The organism is Janthinobacterium sp. 17J80-10 (genome assembly GCF_004114795.1).
GTDB lineage: Bacteria > Pseudomonadota > Gammaproteobacteria > Burkholderiales > Burkholderiaceae_D > Paucimonas.
The window spans coordinates 1,460,982-1,482,448 of sequence record NZ_CP035311.1 but is presented as its reverse complement, the minus strand read 5'-3'; the positions used below and the strand labels follow the sequence as shown (position 1 = coordinate 1,482,448).

At 58.5% G+C, this 21,467-nt stretch carries 16 protein-coding genes and 1 pseudogene; 7 read left to right on the top strand and 10 right to left on the bottom strand.

Annotation, left to right across the window (positions count from 1 at the left end; all coding sequences use genetic code 11):
* The first annotated feature begins 50 nt into the window (after nt 1-50).
* Both htpG and EKL02_RS06700 read left to right on the top strand, forming a co-directional pair.
* Nucleotides 51-1,976 (top strand): molecular chaperone HtpG, encoded by a 1,926-nt coding sequence (gene htpG, locus EKL02_RS06705; protein ID WP_128901330.1) that lies wholly within the window; start codon nt 51-53, stop codon nt 1,974-1,976.
* A 252-nt stretch (nt 1,977-2,228) separates the two neighbouring features.
* Entirely contained in the window at nt 2,229-5,102 is a 2,874-nt protein-coding gene (locus EKL02_RS06700; protein ID WP_164931968.1) for an EAL domain-containing protein, read from the top strand.
* Between the two features lie 24 nt (nt 5,103-5,126).
* Here EKL02_RS06700 and EKL02_RS06695 read toward each other — a convergent pair whose 3' ends face one another.
* The gene (locus EKL02_RS06695; RefSeq protein WP_128901328.1) at nt 5,127-5,900 is read right to left on the bottom strand and encodes a YoaK family protein; all 774 of its coding nucleotides are present in this window, start codon (nt 5,898-5,900) and stop codon (nt 5,127-5,129) included.
* A gap of 191 nt (nt 5,901-6,091) precedes the next feature.
* Here EKL02_RS06695 and EKL02_RS06690 point away from each other — a divergent pair, with 191 nt between their 5' ends.
* Together EKL02_RS06690 and EKL02_RS06685 are read left to right on the top strand one after the other, a co-directional pair.
* The gene (locus EKL02_RS06690) at nt 6,092-6,919 is read left to right on the top strand and encodes a spermidine synthase (RefSeq protein ID WP_128901327.1); all 828 of its coding nucleotides are present in this window, start codon (nt 6,092-6,094) and stop codon (nt 6,917-6,919) included.
* 109 nt (nt 6,920-7,028) lie between these two features.
* A complete protein-coding gene (locus EKL02_RS06685) occupies nt 7,029-8,813 on the top strand; it encodes a GspE/PulE family protein (RefSeq protein WP_128901326.1) in 1,785 nt (594 codons plus the stop codon).
* Between the two features lie 21 nt (nt 8,814-8,834).
* Here EKL02_RS06685 and EKL02_RS06680 read toward each other — a convergent pair whose 3' ends face one another.
* Complete coding sequence (locus EKL02_RS06680; RefSeq protein WP_241687810.1) at nt 8,835-9,752, bottom strand: SDR family oxidoreductase; 918 nt, start codon at nt 9,750-9,752, stop codon at nt 8,835-8,837.
* 12 nt (nt 9,753-9,764) lie between these two features.
* Here EKL02_RS06680 and EKL02_RS06675 point away from each other — a divergent pair, with 12 nt between their 5' ends.
* Together EKL02_RS06675 and EKL02_RS06670 are read left to right on the top strand one after the other, a co-directional pair.
* On the top strand, nt 9,765-10,793 hold the full coding sequence (locus EKL02_RS06675) for a CDP-6-deoxy-delta-3,4-glucoseen reductase (protein ID WP_241687809.1): 1,029 nt from the start codon (nt 9,765-9,767) through the stop codon (nt 10,791-10,793).
* A 220-nt stretch (nt 10,794-11,013) separates the two neighbouring features.
* Entirely contained in the window at nt 11,014-12,216 is a 1,203-nt protein-coding gene (locus EKL02_RS06670) for an acetylornithine transaminase (RefSeq protein ID WP_128901323.1), read from the top strand.
* Nucleotides 12,217-12,293: 77 nt separating this feature from the next.
* Here the strand turns inward: EKL02_RS06670 and EKL02_RS06665 are convergent, their stop codons facing one another.
* From EKL02_RS06665 to EKL02_RS06640, 6 genes and pseudogenes are all read right to left on the bottom strand, one after another.
* The gene (locus tag EKL02_RS06665) at nt 12,294-12,827 is read right to left on the bottom strand and encodes a hemerythrin domain-containing protein (RefSeq protein ID WP_128901322.1); all 534 of its coding nucleotides are present in this window, start codon (nt 12,825-12,827) and stop codon (nt 12,294-12,296) included.
* Nucleotides 12,828-13,060: 233 nt separating this feature from the next.
* Nucleotides 13,061-13,570 (bottom strand): annotated as a pseudogene (locus EKL02_RS06660) (ABC transporter substrate-binding protein); the annotation flags it as partial.
* A gap of 97 nt (nt 13,571-13,667) precedes the next feature.
* The gene (locus EKL02_RS06655) at nt 13,668-14,099 is read right to left on the bottom strand and encodes an HIT domain-containing protein (RefSeq protein ID WP_128901320.1); all 432 of its coding nucleotides are present in this window, start codon (nt 14,097-14,099) and stop codon (nt 13,668-13,670) included.
* A 168-nt stretch (nt 14,100-14,267) separates the two neighbouring features.
* On the bottom strand, nt 14,268-15,293 hold the full coding sequence (locus tag EKL02_RS06650) for an alpha/beta hydrolase (protein WP_241687852.1): 1,026 nt from the start codon (nt 15,291-15,293) through the stop codon (nt 14,268-14,270).
* A gap of 82 nt (nt 15,294-15,375) precedes the next feature.
* A complete protein-coding gene (locus EKL02_RS06645; protein WP_241687808.1) occupies nt 15,376-16,326 on the bottom strand; it encodes an aldo/keto reductase in 951 nt (316 codons plus the stop codon).
* 306 nt (nt 16,327-16,632) lie between these two features.
* The gene (locus tag EKL02_RS06640) at nt 16,633-17,610 is read right to left on the bottom strand and encodes an aldo/keto reductase (RefSeq protein WP_128901317.1); all 978 of its coding nucleotides are present in this window, start codon (nt 17,608-17,610) and stop codon (nt 16,633-16,635) included.
* 206 nt (nt 17,611-17,816) lie between these two features.
* On the opposite strand from EKL02_RS06640, the gene EKL02_RS06635 reads away from it, so the two are divergent.
* Nucleotides 17,817-18,710, top strand: coding sequence for a LysR family transcriptional regulator (locus EKL02_RS06635; RefSeq protein ID WP_128901316.1), 894 nt, complete (start codon nt 17,817-17,819; stop codon nt 18,708-18,710).
* Between the two features lie 64 nt (nt 18,711-18,774).
* Here the strand turns inward: EKL02_RS06635 and EKL02_RS06630 are convergent, their stop codons facing one another.
* Nucleotides 18,775-19,524: a glutamine amidotransferase gene (locus EKL02_RS06630; RefSeq protein WP_128901315.1), complete on the bottom strand. Its 750-nt coding sequence runs from the start codon at nt 19,522-19,524 to the stop codon at nt 18,775-18,777.
* A 151-nt stretch (nt 19,525-19,675) separates the two neighbouring features.
* Nucleotides 19,676-21,460, bottom strand: coding sequence for a dihydrolipoyl dehydrogenase (gene lpdA, locus EKL02_RS06625; protein WP_128901314.1), 1,785 nt, complete (start codon nt 21,458-21,460; stop codon nt 19,676-19,678).
* Nucleotides 21,461-21,467 lie beyond the last annotated feature (7 nt).

Here is a 21,467-nt window from a genome sequence, read left to right as displayed (position 1 = left end):
TCACATGCAATCGTTTTCAACCCACCTTTCAACCGGAATTTGAGGAAAAAATGGCCGTAGCCGAAAAACAAACCCTGGGTTTCCAAGCCGAAGTCAAGCAGCTCCTGCAGCTGATGATCCATTCGCTGTACTCGAACAAAGAAATTTTCCTACGGGAACTAATCTCCAATGCCTCGGACGCCGCCGACAAGCTGCGCTTCGAAGCCATTCACAACGGCGCCCTGTTTGAAAGCGATGCGGAACTGAAGATCCGCGTGACATTCGACAAGGCGCAGCGCACCATCACGATTTCTGACAACGGCATCGGCATGAGCCGCGACGACGCCATCGAGCATCTCGGCACCATCGCCAAGTCGGGCACCAAGGAATTCTTTTCCAGGCTCTCCGGCGACCAGCAAAAGGATGCGGCGCTGATCGGCCAGTTCGGCGTGGGCTTCTATTCCGCCTTCATCATCGCCGACAAGATTACCGTGGAATCGCGCCGCGCCGGCCTGCCGGCGACTGATGGCGTGCGCTGGGAATCGGCCGGCGAAGGCGATTTCACCGTCGAGGCGATCGACAAGGCAACCCGCGGCACCGACATCACACTGCACCTGCGCGAAGGCGAGGATGAGTTCCTCTCGTCCTGGAAGCTCAAATCGATCATCCGCAAATATTCCGACCATATCTCGCTGCCGATCCAGATGCAGAAGGAAGAATGGGACGAGGAAAAGAAGGAAACCGTGGTGAAGGACGAGCTTGAAACGGTCAACCAGGCCAGCGCGCTGTGGGCACGCAGCAAGTCCGACATCACACCGGAACAGTACGAGGAATTCTACAAGCACGTCTCGCACGACTTCCAGGCGCCGCTGGCCTATACCCACAACCGCGTCGAAGGCCGCAGCGAATACACGCAGCTGCTGTACATCCCGGCGCACGCGCCCTTCGACCTGTGGGACCGCAACAAGCGCGGCGGCATCAAGCTGTACGTCAAGCGCGTCTTCATCATGGACGATGCCGAGCAACTGATGCCGGTGTACCTGCGCTTCGTGAAAGGCGTAATCGATTCGGCCGACCTGCCGCTGAACGTCTCGCGTGAAATCCTGCAAGAGTCGCGCGACGTCAAGGTGATCCGCGAAGGCTCGACCAAGCGCATCCTGTCGATGCTGGAAGACATGGCCACTTCCGACGACCAGGCACAGCGCGACAAGTACGCCAGCTTCTGGACCGAGTTCGGCCAAGTGCTGAAAGAAGGTATCGGCGAAGACGCCGGCAACAAGGAACGCATTGCCAAGCTGCTGCGCTTTGCCTCGACGCACAATGACAGCCTCAGTGGCAACACCCTCCAGACCGTCTCCTTCGACGACTACATCGGTCGCATGAAGGAAGGCCAGGACAAGATCTATTACGTCACCGGCGAATCCTACGGCGGCGCCAGGAACAGCCCGCACCTTGAAATCTTCCGCAAGAAAGGCGTCGAGGTGCTGCTGCTGACCGACCGCGTCGATGAATGGATGCTGTCGTTCCTGCAGGATTTCGACGGCAAGGAACTGGTGTCGGTGGCCAAGGGCGACCTGGACCTGGGCAAGCTGGAAGACGAGGCCGAGAAAAAGCAGCACGAGGAAACCGAGGCGTCCTACAAGGACCTGGTCGAGAAAATGAAAGCCGCGCTTGCCGAAGAAGCCAAGGATGTGCGCGTGACCTTCCGCCTGACCGACTCGCCAGCCTGCCTGGTCGCTGATGAGAATGAGCTGTCGGGCAACCTGGTGCGCATGCTGAAAGCGGCCGGCCAGAATGCGCCGGAATCCAAGCCCATCCTGGAAATCAATCCCGACCACGCCCTGGTGCAGCGCCTGAAGTACGAGGAAGCGCGCTTTGACGACTGGGCGCATATCCTGTTCGACCAGGCCATGCTGGCCGAAGGTGGCACGCTGGCCGACCCGGCCGGATTCGTGAAGCGCCTGAACCAGATGTTATTGAATATGGCTGGGAAATAAGCGCCTAAAGCTGAATGGCTATTTGCTGCGTCCGGAACACTTCCGGACGCTTTTTTTTGCCTGATGCAATTTAATCATCGCGCCAAGCGCCGGCAGGCATGAAAAAAATCAGAAGAACGCAGGATGTCGTCCGGCCTGCAAGAAACCATCATTGCTGCATCTTGTCATACGGGTACTCCTTATCCCGCCAGGTATCCGGCATTTATGCATTCATTCCAAGAAATTGCCCAAGATGAGCAGCTGTATCACCTCATGTTGGACAATGCGCTCGATGCATTCATTGCCATTGATGAAGATAGCCAAATCCTGGAATGGAGCCAGCAAGCCGAGAAAATTTTTGGCTGGAGCCGGGAGGAAGCGCTCGGGAAAGCATTGACCGAAACGATAATCCCGCAAAGATACAAAGCGGCGCATCTGGCTGGCTTAAAACATTACCTGGATTCTGGCGAACACCACTTGCTGGGGCGCCGCGTGGAAACTTTTGCTTGCCGCAAGGATGGCAGCGAATTTCCCGTGGAATTGGCCATTACGCCCCTAAAACTGGCGGGCCGCCTTGTTTTTTCCGCCTCGCTGCACGACATTTCACATAGCAAAGAACTTGAACAACAAATTCAGCATCAGGCAAGTTTTACCAGATCCGTCCTCGAGGTGATGCCAGATGCGGTAACGGTGGCAGATGCGACTGGCCGGCTGACTCTGGTCAACCCCGCGGCGCAGCGGCTGCTGAACCTGCGGCCCTCCGACGCGTTTCCCGAGCAGACTTACCATGATTATCAGCTGATAATGCCAGATGGCAAGACACTCTTTCCTGAAAATGAACGGCCGATGGCGCGGGCCTTGCGAGGGGAAGAGATACGCGGGTTCATCGCAATGGTCCGGCATGAGAATCTGGATGGCGATGCCTGCGTACAGATCAATGCCAGGCCCCTGCGGGACCAGGAAGGCAAAGTTACTGGCGGCGTCCTGGTATTTCACGACATCTCGGAGTTGCGCAAGCGGGAAAAGGAATTGTCTCAACAGGCGCATGTGCTGAACAAACGTGCCAGCCTGCTCGACTTGTCGCATGACGCCATCCTCACCAGCGACATGAACGATGCAGTCACGTTCTGGAACCGCAGTGCCGAACGCCTGTACGGCTTCAGCCGCGCCGAGGCCATTGGGCAAAACTGCCATGCCTTGCTGAATGCGCACTTTCCCGTGGCACTTGCAGACATCAAGGCCAGCGTGCATGAAACCGGACAATGGCAAGGCGAAATAACGCTGCACGCCCGGGACGGGCGGAAAATCATCGCTTTCGGCCAGTGGGCACTGGAACGCCGGGACGGCTTTCCCTGGCTGTACCTGCAAACCCATACGGACATTACCCAGCAAGTGCAGACGGCACAAGCCCTGCATGAATCGAGTGAAAATTACCGTCTTCTGGTAGAAACCACAACCGATTTCGCCATTATCATGACTGACCCCGTTGGCATCATTACCAGCTGGAACCCGGGCGCGGAAAAGATCATCGGGCTAAGCCAGCAGGAAGCGGTGGGCCACCCGATCGCCGAATTGTTTACGCCGGAAGACCGCAAGTCCGGACGGGCTGAAATGGAACTGGAAACGGCCAGGAATCTGGGGCGCGCCGACGACATCCGCTGGCATCTGCGCAAGGATGGCACACGGGTCTGGGCAAATGGCGTAACCATGCCCCTGCGGAACAAGGATGACAGCTTGCGCGGCTTCGTCAAGGTCATGCGCGACCAGACGGCGGAGCGGCTCGCCGAGGAGCAGACGCAATTTCTGGCCTTGCATGACATGCTGACCGGATTGCCGAACCGTGTCCATTTCAGCAACCAGCTGCACCTGGCGATTGCGCAATCGGAGCGCAGCCAGATTCCCCTGGCGGTCCTGTTGCTCGACCTGGATCGGTTCAAGTACGTCAACGACACGTTCGGTCATCATACCGGCGACCTGATGCTGAAAGAAGTTGCCTCCCGCATCCTCTCATCGGTACGCGAAACGGATACGGTCGCCCGCCTGGGCGGCGACGAGTTTGTGGTGATCCAGGCGCATGCCGCGCAACCGGGCGCCGCTGTCACGCTGGCAAAAAAACTGATTCAGGAACTGGGGCGGCCCTACCAGCTGGAAGGCCACGAAATCCTGAGCGGCACCAGCGTCGGCATCAGTTCTTTTCCGCTGGACGCGAAAAATCCGGTTGATCTGCTCAAGCGATCCGATCTGGCACTCTACCAGGCCAAGAATGCGGGGCGTGGCAACTACCAGTTTTACACACCGGCCCTAACCGAGGTAAAACACTGGAAAAAGAACCGGGAGCTGGCATTGCGCGAAGCCCTGGAGCAGAATCGCTTTTCATTGTATTACCAGCCGCAAATTGACCTGGCGAGCTGGAAAATCACCAGCGTCGAAGCCTTGCTGCGCTGGCAAACCAGCGACCTGGAAATGATCTTGCCGGGCGAATTCATCGAAATTGCCGAAGAATCCGATCTGATCGTGAAAATCGGCGAATGGGCGTTGCGGCAGGCATGTGCGCAGCTGAAAAAATGGCATGGCGAGGGCATGGCCAGCCTGCGCATCTCGCTCAATTGCTCGGCACGGCAATTTGGCGATCCGGAATTCGTTCGCTTGCTGCCATCCATCCTGGAGGAAACGGGACTTGCGCCATCCTGCCTGGAACTGGAAATTCCTGAATCGATGCTGGCAAGTCACCCCGAAATCAAGGCGCAGTTGACCGGCCTGCGCAGCAAAGGGGTGCGCATTACCATCGACAATTACGGCATCGGCACGACAGCCCTGATCGACCTGAAGGAATTCGCGGTCGATGGATTAAAAATCGACAAGGCTTTTGTCCAGCATCTGCCGCATCGCCGCCAGGATTCCGCCATTGCTTCTGCCATCATCAGCCTGGCGCATGACCTGGGCATAGGCGTGACCGCGGGCGGCGTCGAAACCGCCGAACAGCTTGCGTACCTGAAGTCGCGGGATTGCACCAGCGCGCAGGGCTTCATTTTCAGCCCGCCCGTATCGGCAAAACAATTCGAGGATCTGATGCTGAGCGGCTACTGGTCACAGATCAACCGCATTCCGTCGCAGGAAAAGGATGCGCCCTTCAAGGACTTGCATTGACTACCGTCTTGCCACGCCCCGGCATTACGGGCGGCGCTGGCGACGATACAGCGACGAGATCAGAGAGATGTCATCCAGGATGGGAATCATCGCAAACAGCAACAGCATCAGCGCCAGCGGTATCGTGGCGGCAAAGCCGATCGCCTTGAACCCATAGGCGCCAGCCACCGCGCCAAGAAAAAACATCGACAGGATCGTGCCGTGTATCAGCACGCGGTCGCGGTCAGACGCCACATACTCTTCCGACCTGGCGTCATGGCGGCGATTCCAGTACAGCATCTTGCCCAGTTCGATCCCCAGGTCGGTGACCACCCCGGTCAGGTGGGTCGTGCGGATTTCCGCATGCGAGATCTTGGTGACGACGGCATTTTGCAAGCCCATGATGTAACACAGCAGCAGGACGGTGGCCGGAATGAACACGGCCACCAAAGCTTCGAGGTTCGCGCCCAGCAGGCCGAACACCAGCAAAAGTGCAGCTTCCAGCGCCAGCGAGAGCGCGTATTCGCTATGCATTTTGCGGTGTCGCGCCCAGTTGATCATGACCGCCGTGGTGGCCGCGCCGCAAACGAAAGCGGCCAGCGCACAAATGCCTGCAAGCGCCAGCAGCCCGTTGCCCAGCACGATATTATCGGCCACCGATGAAACGATCCCGGTCATGTGCGAAGTGTACTGCTTGATGGCGAGGAAGCCCCCGGCGTTGACCGCGCCGGCGACAAAGGCGAGCACGGTGCCAAGCTGGCGGTTGGCGCGTCGGGTGCGGGTCCGGCCGGTCAGGCGGCGCAGGAATTGGACTGGCATGAGGATTTGGCTTTATTACACGACAACTGGAATGGCAATGAAGGCGGCAATCCTTCAGTGTAGCGCCAAATGTGGGCAAACAGTCGCGTCTGCCGCCTGAATTGCGCCAACCGCCTCGCCCACGGGCGCTATAATGCCGCGACAAGCGCCGGCACAGGCAGACGGCGCAGCACCCCTTCTGCATTATCGATATGTTAATCCGACGTAAATCCATTGAAGCCCAGGCCAACCGCAGGGAGGGGCCCGGAAGCAAAGACAGCGCCACTCCCGCCAGGCAGGCCGCCCGACGCAAGCCCAAATTCGCCCCGGTGACACTGTCCGAACAGGATGGCGTGCGCTTCCTGCACTTCGGCACAGAGTGGGTGCAAGGCGCCATGCGCATCCGCAAACCCGACTGGATCGAGCTGGAATATGCCCAGCAGATGATGTCCTGGATGCTGTTCATCGACCAGCCCCGGCATATCGTCCAGCTTGGACTCGGCACGGGCGCCCTCACCAAATTCAGTTACCGCCAGTTTCCGGAGGCGCAAGTCACTGCAGTCGAACTGAATCCGTCGGTGATGGCTATTTGCCAGTCGATGTTCAAGCTGCCGCCCAATGACGAGCGTTTGTCCGTCATTGAAATGGATGCGCTGGATTACATCACCGACCCGGCCATCGCCGGCAGCATCGATGCCCTGCAGGTCGACCTGTACGACGCCACCGCGCGCGGCCCGGTGCTCGATACCCCCGAGTTTTACCTGGCCTGCGCCGCGGCCCTGGCCGAGGATGGCATCATGACGGTGAACCTGTTCGGCGACCATCCGAGTTATGCCAAGAATCTCAAGGCCATGCGCTTTGCCTTCGACTGCGTCCTGTGCCTGCCGGAGGTCCATGAAGGCAATGTCGTCGCGCTGGCATTCAAGCGCGCGCCCCAGCTGGATTTCGCCTGGCTGCACGAACGCGCCGCCGAAATCAAGGAATTGACGAAGCTGCCGGCCAAGTCCTGGGTCAACGGCTTGCGTGCTGCGGCCGCCTGACGACAGTGGCGGCGTGGGCGCTTTGCCAAGCGCCTGCGCAGCTGTTACGCTTGCTGCATGAAAAGCCCGCCTCTCCGGATGGGCATCGCCACCGACCGACCTGGGCAAGATGATCAAAGAAACGCATAAACCGCTGGACCTGAAACAAATCTTCAACTGGCTGATGGAGGACGGCATCGTCGAGAAGGCCGACGCCAGGGCCAGCTATACGCATGCGCTGGCCATCCTCAACAACTCCCCTGCCGGCATGCATCCGCTGACGGCACTGGCGCAAAGCAAGCTGAAATCGGCGCAGCCGCCGCACCGGCAGCTGACCCTGGACATGCTGGCCGAATGGATGGCCGGCAAGCTTAATCTGCCATTCCTGCGCATCGACCCGCTGAAAATTGATTTCACCAAGGTCGCCGATGTCATGTCGGCCCACTATGCATCGCGTTTCAATATCCTGCCGGTTGAATTGAGCGCAACCGAACTGACCATCGCCAGCGCCATTCCCTCCATGGCGGAATGGCAGGCAGAAATCGAAAAGCTGACACGGCGCAAAGTGCGCCTGGTGATCGCCAATCCGCTCGACATTTCCCAGTACATTTCGCAGTTCTTCGCGCTGGCAAAGTCGATCAAGGGAGCACACAAGTCCACCGGGCAGGATGTGGCGCTGCGCAACAATTTCGAGCAACTGGTCGAAATGGGCGCTGCCAACAAGCACATGGACGCCAATGACCTGCACATCATCAATATCGTCGACTGGCTCTGGCAATACGCCTTCGACCAGCGGGCATCCGACATCCACCTGGAGCCAAAGCGCGATTTTGCCGTAATCCGTTTCCGCATCGACGGCGTGCTGCACCAGGTCTACCAGGTGCCGCCGGTGGTGATGATCGCCATGACTGCGCGCATCAAGCTCCTGGGGCGCATGGACGTGATCGAAAAACGCCGTCCGCTCGATGGCCGCATCAAGACCAGGACGCCCGGCGGGCAGGAAATCGAATTGCGCCTGTCCACCTTGCCGACGGCTTTCGGCGAAAAGCTGGTGATGCGTATCTTCGACCCCGAAGTGGTGGTCAAGACCCTGCCGGAACTCGGATTTCCGCCGGAAGAAGCCGCGCGCTGGGACTACCTGACCAAGCGGCCGCACGGCATCATCCTGGTGACCGGGCCGACAGGCTCGGGCAAGACCACCACGCTTTACACCACCCTGAAATCTTTGGCCACCGCCGAAGTCAATGTCTGCACGGTGGAAGACCCGATCGAAATGGTCGAGGCGGCGTTCAACCAGATGCAGGTGCAGCACGGTATCGACCTGTCGTTTGCCGACGGCGTGCGCGCGCTGATGCGCCAGGACCCCGACATCATCATGATCGGCGAAATCCGCGACCTCGAAACCGCGGAAATGGCGATCCAGGCAGCCCTGACCGGCCACCTGGTGCTGTCCACCCTGCACACCAATGACGCCCCCTCGGCGGTCATGCGCCTGCTGGAACTGGGCATCCCCTACTACCTGCTGGAAGCCACGCTGATCGGCATCATGGCGCAACGCCTGGTGCGTACCCTTTGCCCGCACTGCAAGTCGGCCGACGGCGAAATCACCGAAGAAATCTGGAACAACCTTACGGAAGGCTGGGATTTGCCGAGGCCCGCCAGCGTCTATCGCCCGGTCGGCTGCCCGGAATGCCGCCAGACCGGGTTCAAGGGGCGTACCGGCCTGTACGAATTGCTGACGGTGAGCCAGAATTTCACCAGCATGATCAAGGAAGTCACCGATATCCACGCACTGCGCCGGCAAAGCGTCGCCGATGGCATGAAACCGCTGCGCATTGCCGGCGCACTCAAGATTATCGAGGGCGTCACAACTGCCGAAGAAATACTGACGGTAACGGCATCCCTGCACCGCTGAAGGCCATCCGTGCCAGCCAGGCTACGCCTGAGCTCGCAGCAGCGCGTGCACATCGGGATAGCGCAGGCGCACGCGCAATTCCTTCCTGACGCGGCTGTTGGCCAGGCGCCTGGACTCGGACATGAAGGACAGCAGCATGGGAGACACCGCCTTTGCCAGCTCGGCACGCGGCAGCCGGGGCGAGCGCGGCAAGCCGAATGCGTCGGCCACGGCGTCGAAGTATTCCCCCATTTTCAGGTCGGTGTCATCCACCGCATGGTAGACGCGATTGGGCCGGCTGCGAAACAGCGCCAGCGCTACCATGCGCGCAAGGTCGTCGGCATGCACGTGGTTGGTATAGACGTCATCGTCCGCGCAGAGCGCCGGCGTGCCTTTCTTCAGGCGTTCGACCGGCAGCCGGTCTGCGGCATAAATGCCGGGGGCGCGCAGGATGGCCAGGCGCGAACCTGAGCGCCGGGCCCAGGCCCGCAACGTACTTTCCGCATCCACCCGGCGTCGCGCGCGGGCGTTTTGCGGGCGTACCGGACGGGTCTCATCGACCCACGCCCCCTGGCAATCGCCATAGACGCCGCTGGTGCTGACATAAACGAGAGCCGCGCTGTCGGGTAAAATGGCGGTGAGATTGCGGGTCCGGCGGTCTTTTTCGCCCTCTGCCTGCGGTGGCGCCAGGTGCACCACCCAGTGCGCCAGTCCTGCCAGGCGCTTGAGACTGTCCGGCCGGTCGAGGTCGGCGACGATAGGTACCGCGCCGGCGGCACGCAATTCTTCGCGTCGCGCCGGCTGGCTTGTGACGGCGAAGACCCGGAAATGTCCGCGCACCAGCGGCAACAGGCGCATGCCGACATCGCCACAGCCGATAATGAGCAGGCGTGGCTTGCCGAAAGCGCGGCCAGGAGCACCGATGGGCATGGATTTACGGAACAGATTTTTATCATTCATTTGCGGAATTGTATGACTTTCCAAGTAACTGTACAGCCGAGCGGTCGGCAATTTACCTGCGACGATGGCGAAACCGTGCTGGCGGCAGCCATCCGTGCCGGCGTCGGCCTGCCGTATGGCTGCAAGAACGGCGCCTGCGGCAGCTGCAAGGGCAAGGTGCTGGAAGGCGCCGTCACCCACGGCAAGCACCAGGAAAAAGCCCTGCCCCTGGCGGAAGAGCAGCAAGGGCATTCGTTGTTCTGTTGCGCCGCGCCGCAATCGGACATCGTGATCGAAGCGCGCGAAGTGCTGGGCGCAGGCGACTTCCCGATCAAGAAGTTGCCCACCCGCGTGGCAAAGCTCGAAAAGCTGGCGGACGACGTCATGCTGGTCGCGCTGCAATTGCCTGCGGCGGAACGCCTGCAATACCGCGCCGGCCAATACATCGAATTCATGCTCAAGGACGGCAAGCGCCGCAGCTACAGCATGGCCAACGCGCCGCACCTGGATGAACAGATTACCGTGCACGTGCGCCACATGCCTGGCGGCCTGTTCACCGACCACGTGTTCGGCGCCATGAAGGAGCGCGACATCCTGCGCTTCGAAGGGCCGCTTGGCACCTTCTTCCTGCGCGAAGAATCAGACAAACCCATCGTGCTGCTGGCGTCCGGCACCGGCTTTGCGCCGATCAAGGCAATCATAGAACATGCCGCCAGCCAGAAAGCCGCGCGGCCCATGACCCTGTACTGGGGCGGCCGCCGTCCCAAGGACCTGTACATGCATGCGCTGTGCGAGGAGTGGACGCATACCCTGCCGAATTTCAAGTACGTCCCGGTCGTCTCCGATGCCTTGCCCGAGGACGGCTGGAACGGCCGCACCGGCTTCGTCCACCAGGCCGTCATGCAAGACTTGCCCGACCTGTCGGGTTACCAGGTCTACGCCTGCGGCGCGCCGATCGTGGTCGATTCGGCGCAGCGTGAGTTCGTGGCGCAATGCGGGCTGCCGGAGGATGAGTTCTTCGCCGATTCATTCACCTCCGAAGCCGACCTGGCCAAACCGTAAGTGACGTATTTTTTTGACGCACTGTGCAATTCGGCATACTATTGGACTTATGAATGCCAAAGCCAATTTCTTGCGACGCCGTAGCCCGATGCCCCGATCCCGGATGCCGTGCGCGTAAGTATTTGTCGATTGCTGAAGCCACAGGACAATCCTGTGGCTTTTTTTTTATCATTTAAAGCCCGTCTAACAATTTTCACCAAGCCCAGTTGAGGAACCCCAAATGGAATTCAGCCAGTACGATGTCAACGCCCTGATGTATGTCACCAACCGCCCCGAGCTTGTCTTTACCGAAGGACAAGGCATGTGGCTGACCGACCATCAGGGCAAGCGATATCTTGACTATCTGCAAGGCTGGGCGGTGAACTGCCTGGGCCATTCGCCGCAATGTATCCAGGATGCGCTGGTGGCGCAGGGAAAAAAGCTGATCAACCCTTCCCCGGCTTTTTACAATGAACCGTCGGTCGCGCTGGCGTCGCTGCTGACCAATAATTCCTGCTTCGACCGCGTCTTCTTTGCCAACAGCGGCGCCGAAGCCAATGAAGGCGCCATCAAGCTGGCGCGCAAATGGGGCAAAAAGAACAAGAATGCCAAAGATGAAAGCCGCTTTGAAATCATCACCTTCAAGCACAGCTTCCATGGCCGTACCCTGGCGACCATGTCGGCCAGCGGCAAGCCGGGCTGGGACACCCTGTATGCGCCGCAAGTGCCAGGCTTCCCCAAGGCTGACCTGAACGACCTGGCCAGCGTGGAAAAACTGGTCAACAGCCATACCGTCGCGGTCATGCTGGAGCCGGTGCAGGGCGAAGGCGGCGTGATCCCGGCCTCGCGCGAATTCATGCAAGGCTTGCGCGAGCTGACCCAGCGCCACAACATCCTTTTGATCGTCGATGAAGTGCAGACCGGCATGGGCCGCACGGGCGAACTGTTCGCTTACCAGCTGTCCGATGTCGTGCCGGACATCATGACGCTGGGCAAAGGCATTGGCGGCGGCGTGCCGCTGGCCGCCCTGCTCTGCCGCGAGGAAATTGCCTGCTTTGAAGCCGGCGACCAGGGCGGCACCTACAATGGCAACCCGTTGATGACCGCTGTCGGCGTCGCCGTCATCGAGGCCCTGCTGGCGGACGGCTTCATGCAATCCGTGCGCGACAAGGGCGCCTATCTTTCCGGCGAACTGAAAAAACTTTCCGAAAAGCATGGCCTGGGGGCGGAACGCGGCGAAGGCTTGCTGCGCGCGCTGGATCTCGGTGCCGAGATCGGCCCGAAAATCGTCGACGTGGCGCGCGACATGGGCCCGGTCGGCCTGCTGCTGAATTCGCCACGCCCGAACCTGCTGCGCTTCATGCCGGCGCTGAATGTCACCACTGCGGAGATCGACCAGATGATTACCATGCTCTCGGATATCATTGGTCGCATCAAGGGCTAGTCGCGCAACCCATAGGAAAGAAAGGCACCTGAAGGTGCCTTTCTGGATATGGCAAAGAGTGCCTTCAGGCGCCCACCCTAGTGCTGCAATTCCTTCAATATGGCTTTCTTGCGGCTGGCAAGCTTTTTACCAAGTGCCGCCATGTCAAGCTTGGCTCGCTTCGCTTTCTTGAACATTTCCTTTTCTTCCTCTTCGACATGGTGATCGATGTACTCGCCTAAAACGGTCACCTTGGCATCGTAAAGCTCATCTGACGGCTGCATGGACTGCAACTGGCGTATCAGGTCCTTGGCGGTGGCATGTTCGACCACGGCTTCATCGACCAGATCTTCCGCATCCTTGGTTTTGCGGAACGCAGGATAAAAAACTTCCTCTTCAATTTGCGTATGCACGGTGAGCTCCATGCAGATCTGGCTCACGAGCGCCGCTTTCTCCTCGTCACCGCCATCTTCTTTCAGTTTTTCAAAGTCCTTGAAAAGCTTTTTCACTTTTTTGTGGTCGTCTTTCAATAATGCGATTGCGTCGGCGGCACCCGCAGTGGCCGGCTTCGCCGTTGTCGTACGACGTGCGCTGGCAGGCTTGGCGGCATTCTGAATTGCGGTAGTGGGCATGATCGTCTCCGGGGCTGGTGTACCTTGAATTGATCATAGGAGATCATCGACATTCGTAATGTCGACTTGCTCAAACTACGATCCTCTATGCAATCGCAACGTCAAAAAAAACCGAGCCCAACAGGATTTGCCAGACTCACGGCATTCCTTCCGGGATATCCGCTGTCAGACAAAGCAAGCATGCCAAAACAAAAAAGCCCGGCGAGAACGCCGGGCCTTGGTTGTGCACTAGCTTACTTCCAGAGTGCGCACTTGGACTCTGCCTTGGTTGCTGCGGCTTTTTCACCGGGGATGACTTCAACCAGCTTGTAATAATCCCAGGGATACTTCGATTCCGACGGCTTTTTGACTTGCATGAAGTACATGTCATGCACCATGCGCCCATCCTGGCGAATGTAGCCATTCTTGGCGAACATGTCGTTGATCCTGGTTGCCTTCATCTGTGCCATCACCTTGTCGCCATCATCGCTGTTGATCGCCTTGACTGCGTTCAGGTAGTGCATGGCTGCCGAATAGTCGGCGGCCTGCAACAGTGACGGCATCTTTTTCATCCTGGCGAAGTACTTCTTCGACCAGGCACGCGTCTGGTCGTTCAGATCCCAGTACCAGCCATCGGTCATGTAGAGGTCCTGCGCCACATTCAGGCCAAGAGAATGCACGTCATTGATGTACAAGTGCATCGCGACGACCTTCATGCTCTTGTCAATGCCAAACTCCCGAGCCGCCTTGATCGAGTTGATTGACTTCCTGGAAGCCTTCACCCGGCGAACGATTGTTTGAAACGAGCGCATTGGGCATTAAATGCCGCTTCGGTGCGGTCTTGCGCAGCTCTAAAGTTGATCAGAAAGTATCCGCAGGTAAAGCGGCAATAATCCGATCGGCAACTTCACGAAGCAGGTCTTGATCTGCAAGAACAGCCGCATGCAGCTTAAGCGGTTCCCCGTCATGCTTCGGGATCACATGGAAATGCACATGGGGTACGGTCTGGCCGGCTGCGCTTCCATTGAGTTGCGCAATCATGATACCTGGCGGGTTCAACGCAGCCTTGACCGCGGCTGCCACTTTATGGGTAGTTCGAATACAGGCGGCCGCACTTTCGATCGATAGTTCGAAAATCTCAATAGCCGGCTCTTTTGGCAAGATGAGGACATGCCCTTCGGATTGCGGCATGATGTCCATGATCGCGATTGTGGCGTCATCTTCGTAAATCCTAATCGACGGCAATTCACCGCGCAATATTCTGGCAAAAGGGTTTTGGTGATCGTATTTCATCATATTGCTCTGCACTTAATGTAGGCCATTCAGATTTTATGTCGTCAAAGGCAGATTCCATGGCTGGGCGGATGTGCATTGATCAAATGCCTTTGATACGAAACACCAATTTTAGCCCGATTTGGCTTATCCGGATTCAGCCGGATGCGGACATCCGAGTGTAGACGCCTAAAGATATTTTCCGAAGAACTGGGTCAATTTACCCATGGCTTGATTTACGTATTGCGGCACCCAATAGGTTTCAATGTGGGTTGCCCCGTCAATGAAGTAAAGCTCTTTATCCTTCGCATTGGTCGCATCCTTGAATGCGCTCTGGGTCATATACAGGGAATCGGCTTTGCTGCCTGCAATCATCAGCAATGGCTGATTGATCAAATCCATATTGCTGGCAGCGTCGAAATTCATTAATTCGAGAAGGCTGCTCATCGTGTAGCGGAAGGTCGAATTGGGATGCGCATGCGTCTTCCAGTAGTATTCATAGCCCTGGCGATACAGATCAAATGGCAGCTTGGCGATTTGTTCGTCGCTCAGATTGGCATCGCCAGCATAGATAATCTGGCCTCCGGCCGCTTCTTGCGCGCGCGCATCGGAAGCTTGTTTCAAGCGCTCTTGAATGGATGAACGTTGCGAATCCATGTAGCCGTTACGTCGAACCCGACCAGAGTTAAACATGCTCAAGGTGGCGATGGATTTGAATCGTTTGTCAGATTGTGCCGCTTTTAACGAATAGCCGCCGCCACCGCAGAGTCCGAGCAAGCCTAAACGGCCAGCATCCACGCCGGCATATTGCGTGATGAAGTCAGCCATGCCGTGAATATCCTCGATCCGGTTTGCCGGCTTATCCACTTGCCGCGGCATGCCACCGCTGGCGCCTTGATACGCTGCATCAGCAGTGATGGTGATGTAGCCTTGTTCTGCCAAACGTTGGGCATAGAGTCCGGCAACTTGCTCTTTTACCCCACCATTCGGATGGGCCACCACCACAGCAGGGTATTTCCTGCCTGGAGTGTAATTGGGCGGCGTATAAACGTTGGCAGCAATATCCAGGCCATTCAGCGGATAAGTAACGGGATGAATATTGACTTTCCCTTTGACGTTTTCGGCAATCGCGCCGTCATATACCAGCATGAACGGATTTTTTTTATAATCTGCAGCAATCGCACCGCCAGATGAAGTGCCAATAGCCGCGGCCATGAGTGTTGCATTCAAAAATCGAGATTTCATTTCAAACTCCTATCTGCATAAACCCTGTATTCGGTGGTCAATCATTATTTGATCAGATCTTCGGAGGTGCCTCGACGTCAGAGAACACCTGCACTGCGTCCGGCAGCCGTGCCCCTCGAATTTGGATCGACGCTACGGACCGATCGAGCTCTGCAAGTTCATCCGCACTGAAACGAACCGTGCTTGCACCGATGTTTTCCAGCATGTGTGGCATCTGCGTGGTTCCGGGAATGGGAACAATCCATGGTTTCTGAGCCATCAGCCAGGCTAGCGCGATTTGCGCTGGCGTTGCCTGCTTGCGCGCTGCCCAGCTCGTTAATAACTCTACGAGCGCCAGGTTGTTGGGCAGGTTCTCAGGGGCGAACCGGGACTCGATCTTGCGAATATCGCCATCAGCGAATCGCGTGTTGGCATCGATGGCGCCCGTCAGGAACCCAACCCCGAGCGGGCTCCAGGGTACAAAGCCGATCCCCAGTTCCTGGCAGAGCGGAATGACGCCTTTTTCAGGGCCACGCCACAGCATCGAATATTCGTTCTGAACCGCACTGACGGGCAAGGCAGCATGCGCGCGGCGCAGGGTATTTAACCCCATCTCCGACAGGCCCCAGTGCAGGACTTTGCCTTGCGTCATCAGGTCCTTGATGGCGCCAGCCACATCTTCAATGGGAACTTGCGGGTCGACCCGGTGCTGGTACAGCAGATCGATGCGGTCGGTCCGCAAGCGTTTCAGCATTCCTTCGACGACCCGCTTCACATGCTCTGGTCGGCTGTTCAGTCCCGGGAGTCGCTTGCCGGTTTCCTGATCAATGTTCCAGCCGAACTTGGTTGCGATAACGATCTTGTCGCGGAAAGGCGCCACGCCTTCCCCCAGGATCCGCTCCACCTCATGCGGACCGTACGCCTCGGCCGCGTCGTAAAAGGTGACGCCTCGGTCGAAGGCAGTGCGGATGATGTTGTGCATTTCAGGCCGGCTGGGTACCGTCGTCTGATAGGTGCGGCTCATGTTCTGCACACCGAGACCCACGCTGGAGACTTCCAGTGCCCCAAGTTTTCGGCGCCCTACGACTCCCGCTGAGGCAGGGCCCGATGCGGCTCCACGCCTGGCAGATGCCTTTTCCTGTGCGTGGCCAGCGAATGGTGCTGCTGCTGCGAGGCTTCCCGCTGCAAGCAGGAACCTGCGGCGATTGCCCTGTGTTTCCGGTTTGGTTGCCATGTCTATTGTCCAGTCCATCGGTTTTGGTTTGCCTCCACCTGGACGTCCCTGCGGGATATGGAATTGCGTTGTTTCATCCCATATCTCGATGAACGATCAGCGTCCTACGCGCGCCTGAAGAGACGCCGGATAGCGGTCGCCCTGAACGGTGATACGCGAAAAGGCGGCGTCGATATTGCTCACTTCGCCAGGTGTCAATTGCACATTTGCAGCGCCGATGTTTTCTTCCAGCCGGTGCAATTTGGTGGTGCCTGGAATTGGCACGATCCATGGCTTTTTTGCCAGCAGCCAGGCCAATGCAATTTGTCCTCGGGTGGCCTGCTTGCTTGCGGCAATGTCCCCCAGCAGATCGACCAAGGCCTGGTTCGCGCTGCGTGATTCTTCTGCGAAGCGCGGCACGAGATTGCGGAAATCGCTGCTGTCGAATTGTGTGTTTTCGTTGATAGCGCCCGTCAAGAAACCTTTGCCTAAGGGGCTGAATGGCACGAAACCGATGCCCAGTTCCTCTATTACCGGCAAGATTTCCTGCTCAGGCTCGCGCCACCAGAGCGAATATTCACTTTGCAGCGCTGCTAAAGGCTGGACTGCGTGGGCGCGACGGATCGTGGCGACGCCTGCTTCGGACAACCCAAAATGCTTGACCTTGCCTTGCTGAATTAAGTCCTTCACCGTGCCGGCGACATCTTCAATCGGCACAGTGAGATCGACACGGTGCTGGTAGAACAGATCGATACGATCGGTTTTTAAGCGTTTCAATGATGCTTCTGCGACTTCCCTGATCCGTTCGGGGCGGCTGTCCAGCCCGGCAGTGACGTCACCATGCCTGAAACCGAACTTGGTCGCGATTACAACCTTGTCCCGATAAGGCTTCAAGGCTTCGCCGACAAGTTCCTCATTCAAGCCGTAGGCCTCTGCCGTATCGAAGAACGTCACACCTTGCTCAACGGCCGACTGAATCAACTTGATCGCCGCTTGCTTGTCCGTTGCCGGACCATAGCCGTAACTCAAACCCATACAGCCGAGGCCGATGGCTGAAACTCTCAGGCCGGTGTTTCCAAGTTGGCGCTGTTTCATTTTTTACTCTCCATTCAAATATCGAACGTGTCATTCGGCGCAATGCAGAACGCGTTGTTGCGATCACCGTGTTGTTTTATTTAGGCAAGAAACTCTCAAACACCGTCAAGTCCGGAAATGTCGCATTGTCGATCCGTACTGTAGACAATATGAGTCCCTTTGATTAGCCCATATAATCTGCATAAACTATTAAGGTGAACTAAAAAATGGCGCGAGAAAACTTCAATGATCTATTAGCCTTCGTCGCAGTTGCGCGTGAAGGAAGCTTTACCCGCGCAGCAGCGCAAATCGGTATCTCACCGTCGGCGTTGAGCCAGACAATCAGCGGACTGGAGGCGAGGCTGAAGATTCGCTTACTAGCCAGAACAACCCGCAAGGTTTCACCCACCGATGCGGGAGTAAGGCTGCTGGCAACCTTGGCGCCGCGGTTTGAAGAGATTGAGGCGGAACTGGCAGCCTTGAGCGAGCTGCGTGACAAGCCAGCGGGGACGGTGCGCATTACCGCCTCCGAACATGCATCAAATACGGTCCTCATGCCGACCCTGGCAAAATTTCTGCCTGAATACCCTGACATCAAGATTGAAATCAACTCGGAAAACAGGTTGGTCGATATTGTCGAGCAGCGGTATGACGCAGGGGTGCGGCTTGGGGAGCAGGTTGCAAAGGACATGGTGGCCGTACGCATCGGTCCGGACGTACGTATGGTAGTCGTTGGCTCCCCAGCCTACTTTGCGGAGCACGCGCCACCCAGGACACCGCAGGATTTGACCCATCACAGTTGCATCAACCTGCGCTTGCCGACCCTGGGTGGCTTATATGCCTGGGAGATGAAAAAAGGCAGGCGGGAGCTGAACGTGCGCGTCGACGGGCAGCTTGTTGTCAACGGCGTGTCGCAGATGCTCAAAGCATCTGTGGCCGGACTAGGTTTGGGTTTTATGCTTGAGGACGTCGTGAAAGACGATGTCGCCAAAGGCCGGCTGATTCCGGCACTTGAAGACTGGAGCCCGACTTTTTCCGGGTACCACCTCTATTATCCAAGCCGGCGGCAGCCTTCGCCTGCATTCGCCCTGCTCGTCGAGGCATTACGCTACCGGGCCTGAAGAATGGGATCGGTCCGTGCAGGTCCGGGAATGTCTGCTTTGGGGCGGACGCGACTGCAGCTAACTAACGGTTTTCGCTTGAACCGGATTTAAATGCCGAGTGACGACTCGCCAGCTCAGCGAACTTCGGCAAGAGCGAGGCAGCGTCATCAGTGGCCAGGACATTCTTTAACAAGGACTTCGACGCCATCGGTTCCAGGTCCGAACGTCTTCCCAGCTCGTCGATATAGCCGGACATGGCAACCGAACTAAATTCAGGATGAAACTGCACGCCCCATGCAGCATCGCCTACGCGGAACGCCTGGTGCGGTTCAAATGCATTGCCGCCCAATAAGACGGCGCCTGGGGGAAGCTTGCGCACACTCTGCCGGTGGACAACCTGTGCTCCAAACTCGTCCGGCAAACCCTGGAACAATGAATCGAGTCGTGCGGCGTCAGTCAGCCTGACGCTCACCGTTCCAAGCTCGATTCCCTCAGGGTGATAACTCACTTCGCCACCCAGCGCATGCGCCAGCAATTGATGGCCATAGCAAATGCCCAGCACCGGAACATTGTGCGACACCGCCGAGCGCAACCATGCTGCCAGGCTTTCGCTCCAGGGCGCCTGGTCGGTGACCATGCCATGCGATCCGGTGATGATGGCTCCCGCGACATCCGATATGTCCGGCAGGGCTCCCGCCGTGCGCGGATCCAAGACGGTCACGGGGATCGCCGCCGATCCGATCCCGTTCATGATCCAATGCTCGAAGTCACCGATCTGGCGCGAGAGTCCGCTAAATGTTTCTCCAACTTTAAAGATCACTAAAGGTTTCATGTGCCGGCATCCTGCGAAATATCTGCAAGTGAAATAATGCCAGATACAGGAGATACCCGCAGGGAAAGGATTGCACTTACCTGCGCACACAAAAAAACGCGGCCGGGTTTCCCGCGGGCCGCGTAAAAGGGAGAGTTGCAGGAAGCGCTGCCTACTTCTTCGGCACGTAAAGGTCGGTGATGATGCCCAGTCCCATCTCGGCGGCGAACATGGGCGTCTCCGACAGGGTCGGATGGGCATGCACGGTCAGCGCCAGGTCTTCCAGGTCGGCGCCCATTTCCATCGCCAGCACCGTCTCCGCCAGCAATTCGCCGGCATTCACGCCAACAATGCCCGCGCCAATGATGCGCTTGGTTTCCGGGTCCCACAGCAGCTTGGTGACGCCGTCATCGCGCCCCATTGCCAGCGCGCGGCCAGATGCCGCCCACGGGAAGGCCGCCTTTTCATACGGGATGCCCTTGGCCTTGGCTTCGGTTTCGGTCACGCCCATCCAGGCGATTTCAGGGTCGGTGTAGGCAACGGAAGGAATGGTCATGGCGTCGAACGCCACCTTGTGGCCGGCGATGACTTCGGCGGCCACCTTGGCTTCGTTGGTCGCCTTGTGCGCCAGCATCGGGTCGCCACAGATATCGCCGATGGCGAAAATGTGCGGCACATTGGTGCGCTGCTGTGCATCGACGGGAATGAAGCCGCGCTCGTTGACCACGACGCCCGCCTTGTCGGCAGCGATCTCGCGGCCATTCGGGCGGCGCCCCACCGCCAGCAGGACCATGTCGTAGAGTTGCGGCTGCGCCGGCGCATTGTTGCTGCCTTCGGCGCCCTCGAATGTGGCGAGCAAGCCTTCCGCGCGCGCCTCCAGCCTGGTTACCTTGGTCTTCAGGTAGATCGCCTCATAGCGTTTCTCGATGCGCTTTTGCAGCGGCTTGACGATATCGCGGTCTGCCGCCGGGATCAGGCCGTCGGCGAATTCGACCACGGTCACGCGGCTGCCCAGGGCGTCATACACGCAAGCCATTTCCAGGCCGATGATGCCGCCGCCGATCACCAGCAAGCGCTTGGGGATCTGGCGCAGTTCCAGCGCGCCGGTGGAATCGATCAGGCGCGGATCGTCATAGGGAAATCCGGGAATCTTCGCGACGGACGAGCCGGCGGCGACGATGGCATTGCGGAAGGCGATGGTCTTGCTGCCGTCCGGCGTTTCGACTGTCAGGGTGTTGGGAGAGGAAAATCCGCCCTTGCCCTGCACGACCTGTACCTTGCGCGCCTTGGCGAGGCCGGACAGTCCGCCGGTCAGCTTCTTGATGACGCCTTCCTTCCAGCCGCGCAAGCCGTCGATATCGATTTCCGGCTTGCCGAACTTGACGCCTGCATGGGCCATTTCCTCGGACTCGGTGATCACCTTGGCGGCATGCAGCAAGGCCTTGGAGGGAATGCAGCCGACATTCAGGCAAACGCCCCCGAGACTCGGGTAGCGCTCGACCAGGATCACTTTCTGTCCGAGATCGGCGGCGCGGAAGGCGGCGGTATACCCGCCGGGGCCGGCGCCCAGCACCAGCGTATCGCATTCCATGTCGGCCTGGCCGGCAAAGCTGGCGGCGGCAGGCGCGGCAACGGCAGCAGCGGGCGCCGATGGCGCCGCCGCGGGGGCAGCAACCGGCGCTGCGGCAGCCGTTGCTGCGGCAGGCGCCTCAGCGCCCTCCTGCACATCCAGCACCAGCAGCAAGGCGCCTTCTGACACCTTGTCGCCCAGCTTGACTTTGAGCTCCTTGACCACGCCGGCGTGGCTGGCGGGAATTTCAATGCTGGCCTTGTCCGACTCGACCGTGGCGACCGACTGGTCCACCTTGATCGTGTCGCCCGGCTTGACCAGCAGTTCGATGACTTCGACATCCTTGAAGTCGCCGATATTGGGTACCTTCATTTCCAGCGTAGACATAGCGTTA

Excerpts from the sequence above, each read along its gene's own strand:
- htpG (WP_128901330.1), top strand. The coding sequence starts at position 51 with ATGGCCGTAGCCGAAAAACAAACCCTGGGTTTCCAAGCCGAAGTCAAG.
- EKL02_RS06700 (WP_164931968.1), top strand. The coding sequence starts at position 2,229 with ATGTTGGACAATGCGCTCGATGCATTCATTGCCATTGATGAAGATAGC.
- EKL02_RS06695 (WP_128901328.1), bottom strand. The coding sequence starts at position 5,900 with ATGCCAGTCCAATTCCTGCGCCGCCTGACCGGCCGGACCCGCACCCGA.
- EKL02_RS06690 (WP_128901327.1), top strand. The coding sequence starts at position 6,092 with ATGTTAATCCGACGTAAATCCATTGAAGCCCAGGCCAACCGCAGGGAG.
- EKL02_RS06685 (WP_128901326.1), top strand. The coding sequence starts at position 7,029 with ATGATCAAAGAAACGCATAAACCGCTGGACCTGAAACAAATCTTCAAC.
- EKL02_RS06680 (WP_241687810.1), bottom strand. The coding sequence starts at position 9,752 with ATGAATGATAAAAATCTGTTCCGTAAATCCATGCCCATCGGTGCTCCT.
- EKL02_RS06675 (WP_241687809.1), top strand. The coding sequence starts at position 9,765 with ATGACTTTCCAAGTAACTGTACAGCCGAGCGGTCGGCAATTTACCTGC.
- EKL02_RS06670 (WP_128901323.1), top strand. The coding sequence starts at position 11,014 with ATGGAATTCAGCCAGTACGATGTCAACGCCCTGATGTATGTCACCAAC.
- EKL02_RS06665 (WP_128901322.1), bottom strand. The coding sequence starts at position 12,827 with ATGCCCACTACCGCAATTCAGAATGCCGCCAAGCCTGCCAGCGCACGT.
- EKL02_RS06655 (WP_128901320.1), bottom strand. The coding sequence starts at position 14,099 with ATGAAATACGATCACCAAAACCCTTTTGCCAGAATATTGCGCGGTGAA.
- EKL02_RS06650 (WP_241687852.1), bottom strand. The coding sequence starts at position 15,293 with ATGGCCGCGGCTATTGGCACTTCATCTGGCGGTGCGATTGCTGCAGAT.
- EKL02_RS06645 (WP_241687808.1), bottom strand. The coding sequence starts at position 16,326 with ATGAGCCGCACCTATCAGACGACGGTACCCAGCCGGCCTGAAATGCAC.
- EKL02_RS06640 (WP_128901317.1), bottom strand. The coding sequence starts at position 17,610 with ATGAAACAGCGCCAACTTGGAAACACCGGCCTGAGAGTTTCAGCCATC.
- EKL02_RS06635 (WP_128901316.1), top strand. The coding sequence starts at position 17,817 with ATGGCGCGAGAAAACTTCAATGATCTATTAGCCTTCGTCGCAGTTGCG.
- EKL02_RS06630 (WP_128901315.1), bottom strand. The coding sequence starts at position 19,524 with ATGAAACCTTTAGTGATCTTTAAAGTTGGAGAAACATTTAGCGGACTC.
- lpdA (WP_128901314.1), bottom strand. The coding sequence starts at position 21,460 with ATGTCTACGCTGGAAATGAAGGTACCCAATATCGGCGACTTCAAGGAT.